This is a genomic window from Microbacterium sp., assembly GCF_031178445.1.
Classification (GTDB): domain Bacteria; phylum Actinomycetota; class Actinomycetes; order Actinomycetales; family Microbacteriaceae; genus Microbacterium.
The window spans coordinates 80,800-94,929 of the sequence record NZ_JAPSIY010000006.1; the positions used below are offsets into that span (position 1 = coordinate 80,800).

The window sequence follows — 14,130 nt, forward strand, 5'->3', positions numbered from 1 at the left end:
CGAAGCCGTCCGCGTAACGTCGATGGCATGACCACGGTTTCCGTCGACGATGCCGCGATCGCGGAAGCGAAGCAGCTGAGAGACGAGTTCCAGCGGTTCCTCCGCGAGTACGAGTTCGGTATGCGGGAGGTCGAGACGAAGATCTCGATCCTGCGCGACGAGTTCACGCACAATCACGCGTACAACCCGATCGAGCACGTGAAGAGCCGGCTGAAGTCGCCGGACGGCATCGTCGAGAAGGTGGCGCGCAAGGGCATCGAGCCGGACTTCGACACGATTCGCCGCGAGATCACCGACATCGCCGGTGTGCGGGTGACGTGCAGCTTCGTCAGCGACGTGTACCGGCTCTTCGAGCTGTTCACCAAGCAGGACGACATCACCGTGCGGCTCGTGAAGGACTACATCGCAGAGCCCAAGCCGAACGGCTACCGCAGCCTGCACGTGATCGTCGAGGTGCCGGTGTTCCTGTCCACCGGCCCGGTGCCCGTACCGGTCGAGGTGCAGTTCCGCACCATCGCGATGGACTTCTGGGCAAGCCTCGAGCACAAGATCCACTACAAGTTCGCGGGACGCGTGCCCGTGCATCTGGTGCAGAGCCTGACGGATGCCGCGGATGCCGCCGGTGAGCTCGACCAGCGCATGGAGCGCCTGCACCGTGAGGCGCACGAGATCAATCAGCGGGTGATCGAGGCCTGAGGCCCGTCGCGCGCGGCGGACGCGATTCTGAGCCCGTCAGCTGGACGCAGGGGGCTCAGCCCAGGAACTCCCGCGCCGCAACGGCGAGCGCCGTCACTCCGGCTTCGACGGTCGGGTGGATGACGGGCGCGTAGAACGGCGAATGGTTGGTCGGGATGGCCTGATCCAGGGTGTCGTCGGCCATGGCCGCTGCGTACGCGACCGGATCGGCCCCGCCCCAGAACCAGAACACCAGCGGCACTCCGGCGTCGCGTGCGAACCACGACACGTCCTCGCTGCCGGTGAACAGGCCGGGATCGATCACGGCATCCGAACCGAACGCCGATCGGAACGCCGAGATGACGCGGGCGGTGGCATCCGCGTCGTTGATGGTGGCGGGCAGCGTGTGCAGGGTCGTGATCTCGGGCTCGCGCTGCGCGCCGGATGCCGACGCCTCGGCGCGCACGATGCGCTCGACCTTCTCGAGCACCTTGTCGCGCAGCTGCTCGTCGGGGTAGCGCAGGCTCAGCTGCAAGGTGGCGTCGGCGGGGATGATGTTGTTCTTGGTGCCGGCGTGGATCGATCCGACTGTCACGACCGCCAGGTCGTGCGGGTCGACCTCGCGAGAGACGATGGTCTGCAGACGCATCACGGTGGCAGCCGCCATGACCACGGGATCCACGGTCGAGTGCGGGCGCGATCCGTGCCCGCCGCGGCCGTGCATCACGACCTGGAGCCCGTCGGACGCCGACATCTGCGGACCCGGCCGCACGCCGATCACGCCGGCCGGCAGCGGGGTGACGTGCTGACCGAGCACGACGTCAGGGCGGGGGAAGCGGGCGAGCGCCCCGTCGTCGAGCATGGCGCGCGCCCCTGCGCCGTACTCCTCGGCGGGCTGGATCACGACCACGATCGTCCCCTGCCAGCTGCCGCGGTCACCGACGAGGCGCTCGACCGCGCCGATCATCGCGGTCACGTGCATGTCATGCCCGCAGGCGTGCATCACCGGCACAGTGTTGCCGTCGGGGTCGACGCCGACCGCGGTCGAGGCGTAGGCGAGACCGGTCTCCTCCTTGACGGGCAGGGCGTCCATGTCGGCGCGCAGCCAGACGACCGGTCCTTCGCCGTTCTCGAGCACCCCGATCACGCCGGTGACCCCGATGCCCTCGTGCACGTCCAGGCCGAGATCCCGCAGGTGCGCGGCGGCGATGCTGGCGGTACGGGTCTCCTGGAACGACAGCTCAGGATGGCGGTGCAGGTCGATGTACAGCGCTTCGAGGTCGATGCTCATGCGCCGAGCATAACGACGCCGATAGACCTTCGGTCAGTGCTCGCCGCCGAGTCCACCCGTCAGGCGATCCCGGAACGCGGCGGCGGTCTCGTTGAGCCCCGTGATCTCGACGGCGGTTCCATGCGCGGCGTACTTCGTGATCACGGCGTCCAGGGCCGCGACCGTCGACGCATCCCAGATGTGCGACCGAGACATGTCGATGACGACCCGACCGGGATCGGCGGCGTAGTCGAACTGGGTGGTGAGGTCGTTGCTCGACGCGAAGAACAGCTCTCCGTCGACCGTGTACCGCGCTTCAGCGCCGTCGTCGGAGACGCTGCGCGTGACCGTCACGAAGTGCGCCACGCGTCGCGCGAACATCACCATGGCGGCGATCACGCCGAGGACCACGCCGATCGCCAGGTTGTGCGTCCACACCGTCGCGACCACGGTGATCAGCATCACGGCCGTCTCGCTCTTCGGCATCCGTCGCAGAGTGGAGGGGCGGATGCTGTGCCAGTCGAAGGTCGCGACCGACACGAAGATCATCACAGCCACGAGCGCCGCCATCGGGATGATCGCGACGACATCGCCGAGCACGAGAACGAGGATCAGCAGGAACACACCTGCCAGGAAGGTGGAGATGCGCGTGCGGGCACCGGATGCTTTGACGTTGATCATCGTCTGGCCGATCATCGCGCAGCCTCCCATCCCGCCGAAGAGACCGGAGACGATGTTCGCTCCGCCCTGTCCGAACGCTTCGCGGGTCTTGCGGGAGTGGGTGTCGGTGATGTCGTCGACGAGCTTCGCCGTCATCAGCGACTCCATCAGGCCGACCAGCGCCATGGCCAGCGCGTAAGGACCGATGATCCCGAGCGTTTCGAGGGTGAGCGGCACGTCGGGGATGAAGAGGGCGGGCAGGCTGTCGGGCAGCGCGCCCTGGTCGCCGACATTCGGCACGGCGACGCCGAGCAGCACGACCGCGGCGGTCAGCACCACGATCGCGACCAGGGGCGCTGGCACGACCTTCGTGAGCCGGGGGAAGAGGAAGACGATGGCGAGGCCGATGGCGGTGAGCGGATACACCGCCCACGGCACGCCGAGCAGCTGGGGCACCTGCGCGGAGAAGATGAGGATCGCCAGGGCGTTCACGAAGCCGACCATCACCGAGCGTGGGATGAAGCGCATGAGCTTGGCGACGCCGAGACCGGCGAGCACGAGCTGAATCATCCCCGCGAGGATGACCGTGGCGATGAAATACTGCATCCCGTGCTCGCGCACCACCGGGGCGATCACCAGCGCGACCGCACCTGTGGCGGCGGTGATCATCGCGGGCCTGCCACCGAGGAACGCGATCACCACGGCCATGATGAACGAGGAGAACAGTCCGACGCGGGGGTCGACACCCGCGATGATCGAGAACGCGATGGCCTCGGGGATCAGCGCGAGAGCGACGACGAGGCCGGCCAGCACCTCACGCGTCAGCAGGCGCGGGCTGCGCAGCGCCTGCCAGACGGTGGGTTCCATCCGGTAGCGGGAGGCGCTGTCGCGCGTGGGGGAGACCGCGGTCATGAACACTCCGTAGCTCGGTTTCCCGCCCGCGTGGGCCTGGCGGATCAGCGAGTGCGAGCGGGGCGGCCGCAGCGGGCGCGGCCGTGAGAACTCTATCCGAGCGATGCGGGGCCGTTCGCCCGGCGGCCGGACAGGCGAGTTCCCAGGTGCAGCGTGGTACGGTTGGGTGTCCCTCCACCGGAGGCTTCACTCTCATCTCGGCCCGCGGCATCGTCGTGTGCGGCCCCTTCTCCGATCGTCTTCCCCGCGTGTGAGTGCCGCGGCCGACGGTCTCTCGCCCGCCGCTTCCGCGCATCTGCGCACGAGCGGCCGGTGTCAACACCCCAGATCGTGCCCACCGGAAGAATCGGTGCGGTGCTCCGGCCGCTCTGCGGCCATATCAACAGAAAGAAGAAACACATGGCCACTGGCACTGTGAAATGGTTCAACTCCGAGAAGGGCTTCGGCTTCATCGCTCCCGATGACGGCACCGATGACCTGTTCGCGCACTTCTCTGCGATCACCGGTTCGGGCTTCAAGGAGCTGACCGAGAACCAGAAGGTCGAGTTCGAGCCCGAGCGTGGCCCCAAGGGCATGCAGGCAGCGAACATCCGCCCGCTCTGAGCGCGGCGCACTGCGACTAAGACCGGTCGGAGCCTTCGGGCTCCGGCCGGTTTCGTCTTTCCGCGGGGCGGCGCGCCGAGAGGCCAGAAACGCCCGGAATGAGCACGCGTGAGCGGCGTTTCCGACTCTTCAGCGTGCGCAGCGGCCCGGAGGGCGCTCGCGTGTGTCCGGCAGGGTTCGAATCGGTTCGGAACTCTGCTTGGATGATCTGGTGCGTAAGAGCGATGAGTCGAAGGCCGCCGGGTTCGGAGCCCTGCTGTGGCTCTTCCTGGCGACGTTCTCGATGGGAATCGACGGGTACGTACTGGCGGGTCTGCTGCCGCAGATCGCGGACGATCTCGACGTGACGGATGCCGCCGCCGGCCAGCTCGTGGCGGTGTTCGCCCTGACGGCCGCGATCGCCGGTCCCGTGCTCAGCGCGCTGACCGGCGCCTGGGAGCGCAAGGGCGTGATCGCGGCATCCTTGGCGGTGTTCGTGCTCGGCAATCTCATGATCGCCATCGCGCCCGACTACTTCTGGGCCATGGCCGGACGTGTGATCTCGGCGCTCGGGGGCGCGCTGCTCAGTGCGGTGGTGAGTGCGTACGTGGTCGCCAAGACTCCCGTCGAGCGACGCGGTCGCGCCCTGTCGTTCGTGCTCGGCGGCTTCCTCGCCGCGACCGCGCTGGGCGTGCCGATCGGGCTGGTGATCGGTCAGGACGATTGGCGTCTGCCGCTGTTCCTGGTCACCGGCGTCGGCATCGTCTCGCTCGCCGGCATCCTGATCAAGGTGCCGCGACTGCATCTGCCCTCGCGGACCCTGCTCGAGACGCTGCGGCCACTGCGCCAGCCCGCACTGATCGGCGGCATCCTCGTCGCCACCGGCATCATGTGCGCCAGCTACCTGTGCTTCACCTACGCCACCCTGATCTTCGGCCCGCGCATCGGCGACGGACTGGCGATGATCGGCGCGATGTTCGGCTACGGCGTGGTCAGCCTGATCGGCAACCTCATCTCGGGCCGGATGATCGACCGCTTCGCTCCCGTGCACGTCGTCACGGTGATCGTCGGCGTACTGATCGGCGTCGCCCTGCTCGGCGCGGCGGGCCTGCTGCTGCCCGGCCTGGCCGGTGCGCTCGCCGCCTTCGCCTGGTTCTTCGCGTGTGCGTTCTTCAACGGAGGATCGGGCGTGGCGCTGCAGTCGCGCCTGAGCACTCTCGCTCCCGATTCGATCGCACTGGTGCTCGCGCTGAACGGTAGCGGCATGCAGCTCGGGTCGGCTCTCGGCGGGATGCTGGGCGGCGCGCTGCTGGTTGCGGGGCTGCCCGCCGACGGGCTGCTGCCGGCGTCTGCGGTGGTCCTCGCGATCACGATGGCCCTGCATCTCATGGTCGCGCGCGGCGCCCCGCGCGGGGCGGTGCTGGTGCCCGCGGCCTGAGAGTCAGCGGCGGTACGTCTCCAGCGCAGGGGCCGGGTGAAGCACCGCGTTGACGATCGCCCGGATGGCGAACTCGGTCGAGGCGCCGAGATCGATGACATCCGGGTGCAGCAGCCATTGAAGCTGCAGTCCGTCCATCACGGCGAGGATCGCGGCGGATGCGGCGGCGACCGCATCACGGTCGGTCACGCCCTCGTCGGCGCACAGCGCGTCGAACGCCTCTGACACCTCGCGGCGCAAGGTGGTGTACCGCTCCTCGAAGTAGTCCCGGCCCGGATGCCGATCGGTCACGGACTCCGAGGAGAGCACCGTGTAGGCCTGCACGATCCCCGGTCGCTGAGCGTTGAGAAAAGCTGTTCGCACCAGGTGGAGGAACAGTTCCAGGCCGCCGGGGATGTGCTTCTCGGCGAGTTCGGCGACGTCGGCCTGGTCGCGGTACGCCAGCACCTCGAGCAGCAGCTTCTGCTTCGAACCGAAGTGGTGCAGCACCCCTGCGTGCGTCAACCCCACCTGTTCGGCGACGTCCGCGAGCGTGCCGTTCGCCGAGCCCTTATTGCCGAAGATCTCAACGGCGGCCTTGAGGATCTGCTCGCGCTTCTCCAGCGTCTCGGGGCGGTGCTGGGTCGCCGCGCTGCTGCTGTTCGCCATCGTTCCGCTCTCTCGTGCGTGTTTCGTGACCTTGTTGCCATGATACTTACTTGTCAGTAAGCTTCCCGAAAACACGCTTACTTTCCCGTGAGTAAGCAAATCCCCCAGCCGGGCGCGATGCCCGGCATCCCTTGCACAAAGACCGTGTCGCAGGAGAAGCAATGAAGCTCAGAAAGTCCCTGATCGCCGCCGCCGCGATGGCCGCGATCGGTGCCACGGCGCTGGCCGGATGCTCGGCAGGCGGCGACCCGGCCGAGGCCGAAGCCGGCACTGGCGTCGCTCTCACCATCGCCAAACCCGACGGCGCGATCACCACCGAGTCCCACAACCCGTACCTCGGTGACTCGTCTGCCTCGAAGTACGGGTATGCGAAGGTCATCTTCGAACCGCTCGCGCTCGTCAATCCGACCGGAGATCTCGGCACCACCCCATGGCTGGCCGAGTCGGTCGCGTGGAACGACGACTACACCGAGCTCACCGTCGTGCCGCGCAGCGACGTCGCATGGAGCGATGGCGAGCCGTTCACCGCAGACGACATCGTCTTCACCTTCGACCAGTTCCTCAGCGGCAAGCTGGCCGACGCATCCGGCCTTCACTACGAAGGGGCGACGGTCGACGGAGACCGCATCACCCTCGGATTCGCCGACTCGAAGTACACCGCCCAGGCGCGCGTGCTGCACACCCCGATCGTTCCCAAGCACATCTGGGAGAACATCGCCGACCCCAACACCGACCCGCTCACGGGTGAGGGACTCGTGGTCGGAACGGGGCCCTATGTGCTGTCGAACTGGACGACCGAGTCCGTCACCCTCACGGCCAACGAGAACTACTGGGGCGGCGAGCTGGCTGTGCCTGAGCTGCACTACGTCTCGTACGGCGACAACGCCGCACTCACCACCGCACTCGCGTCCGGCGAAGCCGACTGGGCGCAGGCGTTCATTCCGCAGATCGAGTCGAGCTATCTCTCAGCCGACGACGACAACCACTTCCTCGTCTCGCCGACCGCCGGAGCAGGAACCCTGTTCTTCAACCTGCAGTCCGAGCCGTTCGACGACCCCGCCCTGCGCGAGGCACTGGCATGGACCATCGACCGCCAGGCCTACGTCGACATCGCACGCGAAGGCGCGAGTGAAGTCGTCTGGAACGTCACCGGACTCGGCACACTGCTCGAGGACGAGATCATCCCCGAGTACAAGGACCAGAACTACTCGGTCGACGTCGACAAGGCCAAGCAGATCCTCACCGACGCCGGCTACACCTGGAAGGACGAGAAGCTGATCGACCCCGACGGCGCTCCCGTCTCGTTCTCCATCTCGGTGCCATCGGGGTGGAGCGACTGGAACACCGAGCAGGCGCTCATCGCCGAGGAGCTCGATGAGGCACTCGGCATCGAGGTCAAGGTCGACCAGCCCGACTGGGGCGGCTGGGATGCCGCCCGCCAGGAGGGCACCTTCCAGGCGATCATCCACTGGCTCGAGGACACCGGCAACGCCTACGGCCTGTACACCTCGACGATGGACCCGAAGTGGATCGTCGACGGCAAGGCGCAGTTCAACTTCGGCCGCTTCGAGGACCCTGCCGTGACCGAGGCGCTGAACACCTACGCCAACGCAGCCCGTGACGAGGACCGCAAGGCCGCGTCGGCGGTACTGCAGAAGGCCTTCGTCGAGAACGTGCCGGCGATCCCGCTGGGAGCGCACCCGCTTCTCGGTGAGTTCAACACCCGAAACTACGTCGGCTGGCCGTCAGAGGACGACCAGTACGCTTCGGCAGACCCGACCCAGCCCGGCATCGTGCAGGTGCTCACGAAGCTGACACCAGCCGGATAGAACTCAGGTTCGTCTCGTCGTTCGCTCCGCGCTCGACGACCGGGAACCCCCGGTCGTCGAGTGAGCGAAGCGAGAAGCACCGCGAAAGAACAGGGCACATCCATGCCAGATCCTCTCCTCACCGTCCGCGACTTCTCCGTCGTGTACGACGTCGATCCACCGGTGGCGGCGGTCAGAAACGTCGACCTCGAACTGCAACGCGGCGAGATACTGGGTCTCGCCGGCGAATCCGGATGCGGCAAGACCACCCTCGCCTACGGGATCCAGCGCCTGCTCAAGGCCCCGGCTGTCATCACCGGCGGATCGGTGATCTTCCACGACGCCGATGGAGGCGACATCGACGTCGGCGCGCTCGGGGCCGAGCAGATGCGGCGTTTCCGGTGGGACCGGATCTCGATGGTGTTCCAGGGGGCGATGAACGCCCTGAACCCCGTCGCCACCATCGGCGCGCAGCTCGAGGACGTGTTCGAGGTGCACCGTCCACACATGGGCAGACGCCAGCGCCGCAAGGCCGTCGCCGAGCTGCTCGAGATCGTCAGAGTCGGTGCACAGCGCAGCCGCTCGTTCCCGCATGAACTCTCCGGCGGCATGCGCCAGCGCGTGATGATCGCCATGGCACTGGCTCTGCGGCCGCAGCTGATGGTGATGGACGAGCCGACGACCGCGCTCGACGTCCTCGTGCAGCGCGAGATCCTCCGCCAGATCTCGCAGCTGCGGCACGAGTTCGGGTTCTCGGTGATCTTCATCACCCACGACCTTCCCCTGCTGCTCGAGATCAGCGATCGCATCGCGGTCATGCGAGACGGCGAGATCGTCGAACTCGACACGGCAGAACGCATCTGGGAATCGCCCGAGGACGACTACACGAGGACGCTGCTGTCGTCGTTCCCCCGTCTCACCGGACCGAAGGGCGTGGTGGCGCGATGACTGTTCTCGAAGTGCGACGGCTCACGAAGATCTACAGCGTGCGCGGCGCGGGGCGGATCACCGCCCTCGACGACGTGAGTTTCACGCTGCGCTCCGGCACCACGCTCGGACTCGTGGGCCAGTCGGGGAGTGGGAAGTCCACGATCGCCAAGATACTGACCCAGCTCGAGACGCCCACAGCCGGCGAGGTGCTGCTCGATGGCAGACCCATCCCGCGTCACGGGCGGGGGCTGCGGGCGTACCGGCAGCAGCTGCGCATGGTCTTCCAGGACCCGTTCGCGTCTCTGAACCCGTATCACTCGATCGGCTATCACCTGGAGCGGCCGTTGCGCCTCGACCACGTGGTGCCGAAGCGAGACATCGAACAGGAGGTGCGCCGGCTGCTGCAGAGAGTGCGACTGGACGCGGACGCCGTGATCGACCGGCGGCCGCACGAGCTGTCCGGCGGACAGCGTCAGAGAGTCGCCATCGCCCGCGCCCTGGCTTCGCGACCTGCGATCCTTGTCGCCGACGAGCCGGTGTCCATGCTCGACGTCTCGATCCGACTGGGAGTGCTCAACCTGCTCGCCGACCTGCAGCGCGAGGAGGGGCTCGGCGTGCTCTACATCACGCACGATCTCGCCACTGCCCGGCACTTCAGCGACGAGATCATGGTCCTCAACCAGGGCAGAGTCGTGGAGCACGGCCCCGCCGACGACGTGATCCTCAGACCGCAGCATCCCTACACTCAGGAGCTGCGCGCAGCCTCGCCCGATCCCGAACGGCATTTCGCGACGAGCACATCAGGAGGCGCAGCATGACCGCGGTCGAGCCCCACGTGCCGGTCGATGCGGTGGAGGTGGGCACCACGGCGACGAAGGCGGTCGGTGGCCGATCCCGTGTGCCGTGGCGATTCCTCGGCGGACGCGCAGCGTTCTACCTGTTCACCTTGTGGGCGGCGCTGACCATCAACTTCTTCCTGCCGCGGATGATGAAGGGCGATGCCGTCACCCAGTACCTCGCGCGCAATCGCAACGTCTCGCCGGAGGCGGCCGACGCACTTCGCGCGCTCCTGGGCCTCGATACCGACAAGAGCCTCCTGCAGCAGTACCTCGACTACTGGGCCCTGCTGCTGCGGGGCGATCTCGGCGTTTCCCTGCTGCACGGACTACGTCCTGTCACCGAGGTGATCAGTCAGGCCCTCCCGTGGACGATCGGACTGGTCGGCTTCGCCACCATCGTGTCGTTCGCGATCGGCACGATCGGCGGCGCCGTGATCGGATGGCGCCGAGGCAGCAGGCTCGATGTCCTCATCCCGATCACCACGTTCCTCAGCACGATCCCGTACTTCTGGCTGGGTCTGCTCGCGATCGCGGTGTTCTCGGTCAACCTGCATTGGTTCCCGATCGGCAAGGCCTACGGCGTCGGCATGAAACCGGGGTGGGATGCAGAGTTCATCGGCCAGGTCATCCATCACGGCACACTGCCGGCGGCGACGATCGTGATCGCCTCGCTCGGTGGCTGGATGCTCGGCATGCGCAACATGATGCTGACCGTGCTCGACGAGGACTACATCACCGTCGCGCAGGCCAAGGGCATGACGAACAGGCGGGTGCTGTGGCGCTACGCCGCTCGCAACGCCGTGCTGCCGCAGATCCAGAGCTTCGCACTGTCGATCGGCTTCATCGTCGGCGGCACGATCGTGATGGAGATGGTGTTCAGCTACCCGGGAGTGGGCAAGCTCCTGCTCGACGCCACCAACGCCAAGGACTACGCCCTGATGCAGGGGGTGTTCCTCGTCATCACGCTTTCGGTGCTGGTGGCGAACATCCTCGCCGACCTCGCCTACGCATTCCTCGACCCGCGCACTCGCCAGACGGAGGCCTGACATGACCCTCTCTCCATCGGCAGACGCCGTCACCGCCGAACCCACCGCCGTCGCGCGAGCGGGCCTACCCGAGACGGCAACCCTGCGCACCCCGCCGAACTACACACCACGGCAGAAGACCGTCCGGGCGAAGATCGCCGGCGCCTTCGCGATGTTCCGCAACGGCAAGTCACTCGCAGGCCTGATCGTGCTGGCCTTCTTCGTGCTGGTCGCCGTGTTCGCCGATGTCCTCGCGCCATACTCCCCCACGAAGATCGACAACGCCGCCAGGCTGCAGCCCCCGTCGGCTGCGCATCTGCTCGGCACCACGCACATCGGGGAGGACGTGCTGAGCCAGGTCATCCACGGCACGCGCGGCATCATCGTCGTCGGCTTCCTCGCCGCGATCATCGCGACCGTCATCGCCATCGTCATCGGAGTGATCGCGGGATACCTTTCGGGGTGGAAGAGCGAAGCGCTCTCGGCGCTCACGAACGTCTTCCTCGTGATCCCCGGCCTTCCCCTGATCATCATCGTCGCGTCGCTGTTCGAGGAGCCGCCGCTCGTGCTCATCGCCGCGGTGCTCGGACTGACCGGCTGGGCCTGGGGTGCCCGTGTGCTGCGGGCGCAGACCATGTCGCTGCGCAACCGCGACTTCATCCAGGCCGCACGCGCGAACGCTGAGCCGCTTCGTCGCATCATCGCCATGGAGATGCTGCCCAACCTGATGGCACTGATCGCCGCGAGCTTCGTCGGCACGGTCACCGCCGCGATCCTGGGACTGACGACGCTGTCGTACATCGGCGTCATCCCGGTGACCACGTACAACTGGGGCACCATGCTGAACTGGGCTTCCGCGCAGGGTGCGTTCGCGCAGAACCAGTGGTGGTGGTACCTCCCGCCGGGTCTGTGCATCGCCGCGATCGGTGTCGCCCTGGCCCTGATCAACTTCGGCATCGACGAGTACGTCAACCCGCGTCTGCGTTCGGCGGGAGAGCGTGCGCGAGCCATGCGCAAGAAGGGCCTCGACGTCAACGACGCGGTGACAGCCGTGCGGCCCGGCAAGACGACCACGAACGAGAACCAGAAGTGATGAGCTCCGAAACCCTGACCCTGCCGTACCTGGACCCCTCGCTCTCGACCGTCGAACGCGTCGCCGACCTGCTCGCGCGCATGACGCTCGAGGAGAAGGTCGGGCAGATGCTGCAGCTCGACGCGCGGGACGACCTCGACGACCACATCCTGCGCCGCCACGCCGGCTCGATCCTGCACACGTCTCCTGAGCGGATCGTCCGTGCGAGCGAGCTGACCGCCCAGACCCGGCTGCGCATCCCCCTGCTCGTCGGCGAGGACTGCATCCATGGTCACTCCTTCTGGCCGGGAGCGACGATCTATCCGACCCAGCTCGCGATGGCCGCATCCTGGGACCCGCACCTGCTCAAGCGGGTGGCGCGTGCCACGGCGGTCGAGGTGGCCGCCACAGGCATCCACTGGACATTCTCACCGGTGCTGTGCATCGCTCGCGATCTGCGATGGGGCCGGGTGAACGAGACCTTCGGCGAGGATCCGCACCTGATCGGCGAACTCGCTGCGGCCATGGTGCGCGGCTATCAGGGCAGTGGGCTCTCAGACCCGACAGCGATACTGGCGACCGCGAAGCACTTCGCGGGCTACTCCGAGACGCAGGGCGGGCGAGACGCCAGCGAGGCCGACATCTCCCGCCGCAAGCTGCGCTCCTGGTTCCTGCCGCCGTTCGAACGCGTCGCGCGCGAGGGGTGTCGATCGTTCATGCTCGGCTACCAGACGATGGACGGCGTGCCCATCACGACGAACGACTGGCTGCTCAGCGACGTGCTTCGCGGCGAATGGGCATACACCGGCACCCTCATCACCGACTGGGACAACGTCGGCCGTATGGTGTGGGAGCAGCATGTGCAACCCGACTACGCGCACGCCGCCGCCGCCGCTGTGCAGGCGGGCAACGACATGATCATGACCACCCCCGGCTTCTTCGAGGGTGCTCTGGACGCCGTGTCCAGGGGCCTGCTCACCGAGCACGCCTTCGACCGTGCGGTGGGTCGCATCCTCACCCTCAAGTTCGATCTCGGACTCTTCGAGAATCCACGGCTGCCGCAGGACGGGTTGGACAAGGTCGTCGGCTCCGCAGAGCATGCCGCGCTCAACCTCGAGGTCGCGCGCCGCTCGATCGTGCTGCTGGAGAACGACGGTCTGCTGCCGCTCGCTGCGTCCTCGCAGACGCGCATCGCCGTGGTCGGCCCGCTCGCCGATGACGCGCAGGAGCACCTCGGCGACTGGGCCGGCGGGTCGGGTCAGGCCGGATGGCTCGACGGTCAGCCACGTGAGCTGATCACGACCGTGCTCGACGGCCTCCGGCAGATCGCGCCCTGGGAGGTCGTGCACGCACGGGGCGCGGACATCTGCAACCTCGAGCAGGATCCGCGGGGGGCGACGTTCCCCGACGGGCAGCCCAGGCCGCCGGTGGTGCGCGCCTGCCCGCCGGACGAGGAGCTGGTCGCCGAGGCCGTGGCCGCGGCATCCGACGCCGATGTGGTCGTCGCGGTGGTCGGCGATCGGATCGGCCTGTACGGCGAAGGCCGCTCGACCGCGACGCTCGAGCTCATCGGCGGACAGATCGCCCTGCTCGACGCCCTGATCGAGACGGGCACGCCGGTCGTCGTCGTGCTGCTCGCCTCGAAACCGCTGGTGCTGCCGCCGTCGGTCGACCGCGCCGCCGCAGTGCTGTGGGTCGCCAACCCCGGGATGAAGGGCGGGCGCGCGATCGCCGAGATCCTCACCGGAGCCGTCGAGCCCACGGGCCGCCTGCCCATCTCCTTCGCCCGCCACGCAGGCCAGCAGCCCACGTACTACAACCAGATCCGCGGGCAGCACGGTGATCGCTACGCGGATCTCACCCAGTCGCCGGCGTGGGCTTTCGGCGAGGGGCGCTCGTATACGACGGTGCAGTACCGCGATCTCGTCATCGAGCAGACCGCACTCGCCGCATCCGGAACCGTCGTCGCGCATGTCACGGTCGCGAACACCGGGGAGCGGCCCGCGCTCGAGACGATCCAGGTCTACGTTCGCGACGTCGTCACCAGCGTGAGCTGGGCCGAGAAGGAGCTCAAGACCTTCCAGCAGGTGCATCTCGCGCCCGGCGATGTCGAGCGGGTGCGGATCGACCTGCCCGTCGCCGCATGCACGATCGTGGATGCTGCCGGCGGCCGCGTCGTGGAGGCGGGGGAGTTCGAACTGCTCGTGGGCCCGTCATCGCGTGACGAGCGGCTGCTGCGCGCTTCCTTCGAGGTGCGCTGAGCAGCGCGTC

General features: G+C 67.6%; 12 protein-coding genes. 9 read left to right on the forward strand and 3 right to left on the reverse strand.

Features of this window, described 5'->3' with window-relative positions; translation table 11 throughout:
- The first annotated feature begins 27 nt into the window (after positions 1–27).
- Positions 28–696, forward strand: a complete 669-nt coding sequence (locus tag RIN43_RS10215; protein WP_309128812.1) for a GTP pyrophosphokinase family protein — start codon at positions 28–30, stop codon at positions 694–696.
- Positions 697–751: 55 nt separating this feature from the next.
- Here RIN43_RS10215 and RIN43_RS10220 read toward each other — a convergent pair whose 3' ends face one another.
- Together RIN43_RS10220 and RIN43_RS10225 are read right to left on the reverse strand one after the other, a co-directional pair.
- On the reverse strand, positions 752–1,966 hold the full coding sequence (locus RIN43_RS10220) for an amidohydrolase (protein ID WP_309128813.1): 1,215 nt from the start codon (positions 1,964–1,966) through the stop codon (positions 752–754).
- A 33-nt stretch (positions 1,967–1,999) separates the two neighbouring features.
- Positions 2,000–3,517 carry a SulP family inorganic anion transporter gene (locus RIN43_RS10225; RefSeq protein WP_309128814.1) on the reverse strand — a complete coding sequence of 506 codons (1,518 nt, stop codon included), beginning with the start codon at positions 3,515–3,517 and terminating at the stop codon, positions 2,000–2,002.
- Positions 3,518–3,916: 399 nt separating this feature from the next.
- Between RIN43_RS10225 and RIN43_RS10230 the strand changes: the two genes are divergently transcribed.
- Both RIN43_RS10230 and RIN43_RS10235 read left to right on the forward strand, forming a co-directional pair.
- Positions 3,917–4,120, forward strand: coding sequence for a cold-shock protein (locus RIN43_RS10230; protein WP_309128815.1), 204 nt, complete (start codon positions 3,917–3,919; stop codon positions 4,118–4,120).
- Between the two features lie 211 nt (positions 4,121–4,331).
- Positions 4,332–5,537: an MFS transporter gene (locus RIN43_RS10235; RefSeq protein ID WP_309128816.1), complete on the forward strand. Its 1,206-nt coding sequence runs from the start codon at positions 4,332–4,334 to the stop codon at positions 5,535–5,537.
- 3 nt (positions 5,538–5,540) lie between these two features.
- Here RIN43_RS10235 and RIN43_RS10240 read toward each other — a convergent pair whose 3' ends face one another.
- Complete coding sequence (locus RIN43_RS10240; protein ID WP_309128817.1) at positions 5,541–6,185, reverse strand: TetR/AcrR family transcriptional regulator; 645 nt, start codon at positions 6,183–6,185, stop codon at positions 5,541–5,543.
- Positions 6,186–6,346: 161 nt separating this feature from the next.
- Here RIN43_RS10240 and RIN43_RS10245 point away from each other — a divergent pair, with 161 nt between their 5' ends.
- The 6 genes from RIN43_RS10245 to RIN43_RS10270 all read left to right on the forward strand — a co-directional run bounded on the left by RIN43_RS10245 (position 6,347) and on the right by RIN43_RS10270 (position 14,120).
- Positions 6,347–8,014, forward strand: coding sequence for an ABC transporter substrate-binding protein (locus tag RIN43_RS10245; RefSeq protein ID WP_309128818.1), 1,668 nt, complete (start codon positions 6,347–6,349; stop codon positions 8,012–8,014).
- Positions 8,015–8,116: 102 nt separating this feature from the next.
- On the forward strand, positions 8,117–8,941 hold the full coding sequence (locus RIN43_RS10250; RefSeq protein ID WP_309128819.1) for an ABC transporter ATP-binding protein: 825 nt from the start codon (positions 8,117–8,119) through the stop codon (positions 8,939–8,941).
- Positions 8,938–9,741, forward strand: a complete 804-nt coding sequence (locus tag RIN43_RS10255; protein ID WP_309128820.1) for an ATP-binding cassette domain-containing protein — start codon at positions 8,938–8,940, stop codon at positions 9,739–9,741. The genes RIN43_RS10250 and RIN43_RS10255 overlap by 4 nt, the downstream gene beginning before the upstream one ends.
- Entirely contained in the window at positions 9,738–10,808 is a 1,071-nt protein-coding gene (locus RIN43_RS10260; RefSeq protein ID WP_309128821.1) for an ABC transporter permease, read from the forward strand. The genes RIN43_RS10255 and RIN43_RS10260 overlap by 4 nt, the downstream gene beginning before the upstream one ends.
- Position 10,809: 1 nt before the next feature.
- The gene (locus RIN43_RS10265) at positions 10,810–11,880 is read left to right on the forward strand and encodes an ABC transporter permease (RefSeq protein WP_309128822.1); all 1,071 of its coding nucleotides are present in this window, start codon (positions 10,810–10,812) and stop codon (positions 11,878–11,880) included.
- The gene (locus RIN43_RS10270) at positions 11,880–14,120 is read left to right on the forward strand and encodes a glycoside hydrolase family 3 N-terminal domain-containing protein (protein ID WP_309128823.1); all 2,241 of its coding nucleotides are present in this window, start codon (positions 11,880–11,882) and stop codon (positions 14,118–14,120) included. The genes RIN43_RS10265 and RIN43_RS10270 overlap by 1 nt, the downstream gene beginning before the upstream one ends.
- Positions 14,121–14,130: the final 10 nt, after the last annotated feature.

Bases quoted from the DNA above. Each gene is read 5' to 3' on its own strand.
- RIN43_RS10250 (WP_309128819.1), top strand. From the start codon at position 8,117: ATGCCAGATCCTCTCCTCACCGTCCGCGACTTCTCCGTCGTGTACGAC.
- RIN43_RS10220 (WP_309128813.1), bottom strand. From the start codon at position 1,966: ATGAGCATCGACCTCGAAGCGCTGTACATCGACCTGCACCGCCATCCT.
- RIN43_RS10270 (WP_309128823.1), top strand. From the start codon at position 11,880: ATGAGCTCCGAAACCCTGACCCTGCCGTACCTGGACCCCTCGCTCTCG.
- RIN43_RS10265 (WP_309128822.1), top strand. From the start codon at position 10,810: ATGACCCTCTCTCCATCGGCAGACGCCGTCACCGCCGAACCCACCGCC.
- RIN43_RS10225 (WP_309128814.1), bottom strand. From the start codon at position 3,517: ATGACCGCGGTCTCCCCCACGCGCGACAGCGCCTCCCGCTACCGGATG.
- RIN43_RS10255 (WP_309128820.1), top strand. From the start codon at position 8,938: ATGACTGTTCTCGAAGTGCGACGGCTCACGAAGATCTACAGCGTGCGC.
- RIN43_RS10240 (WP_309128817.1), bottom strand. From the start codon at position 6,185: ATGGCGAACAGCAGCAGCGCGGCGACCCAGCACCGCCCCGAGACGCTG.
- RIN43_RS10245 (WP_309128818.1), top strand. From the start codon at position 6,347: ATGAAGCTCAGAAAGTCCCTGATCGCCGCCGCCGCGATGGCCGCGATC.
- RIN43_RS10215 (WP_309128812.1), top strand. From the start codon at position 28: ATGACCACGGTTTCCGTCGACGATGCCGCGATCGCGGAAGCGAAGCAG.
- RIN43_RS10230 (WP_309128815.1), top strand. From the start codon at position 3,917: ATGGCCACTGGCACTGTGAAATGGTTCAACTCCGAGAAGGGCTTCGGC.
- RIN43_RS10260 (WP_309128821.1), top strand. From the start codon at position 9,738: ATGACCGCGGTCGAGCCCCACGTGCCGGTCGATGCGGTGGAGGTGGGC.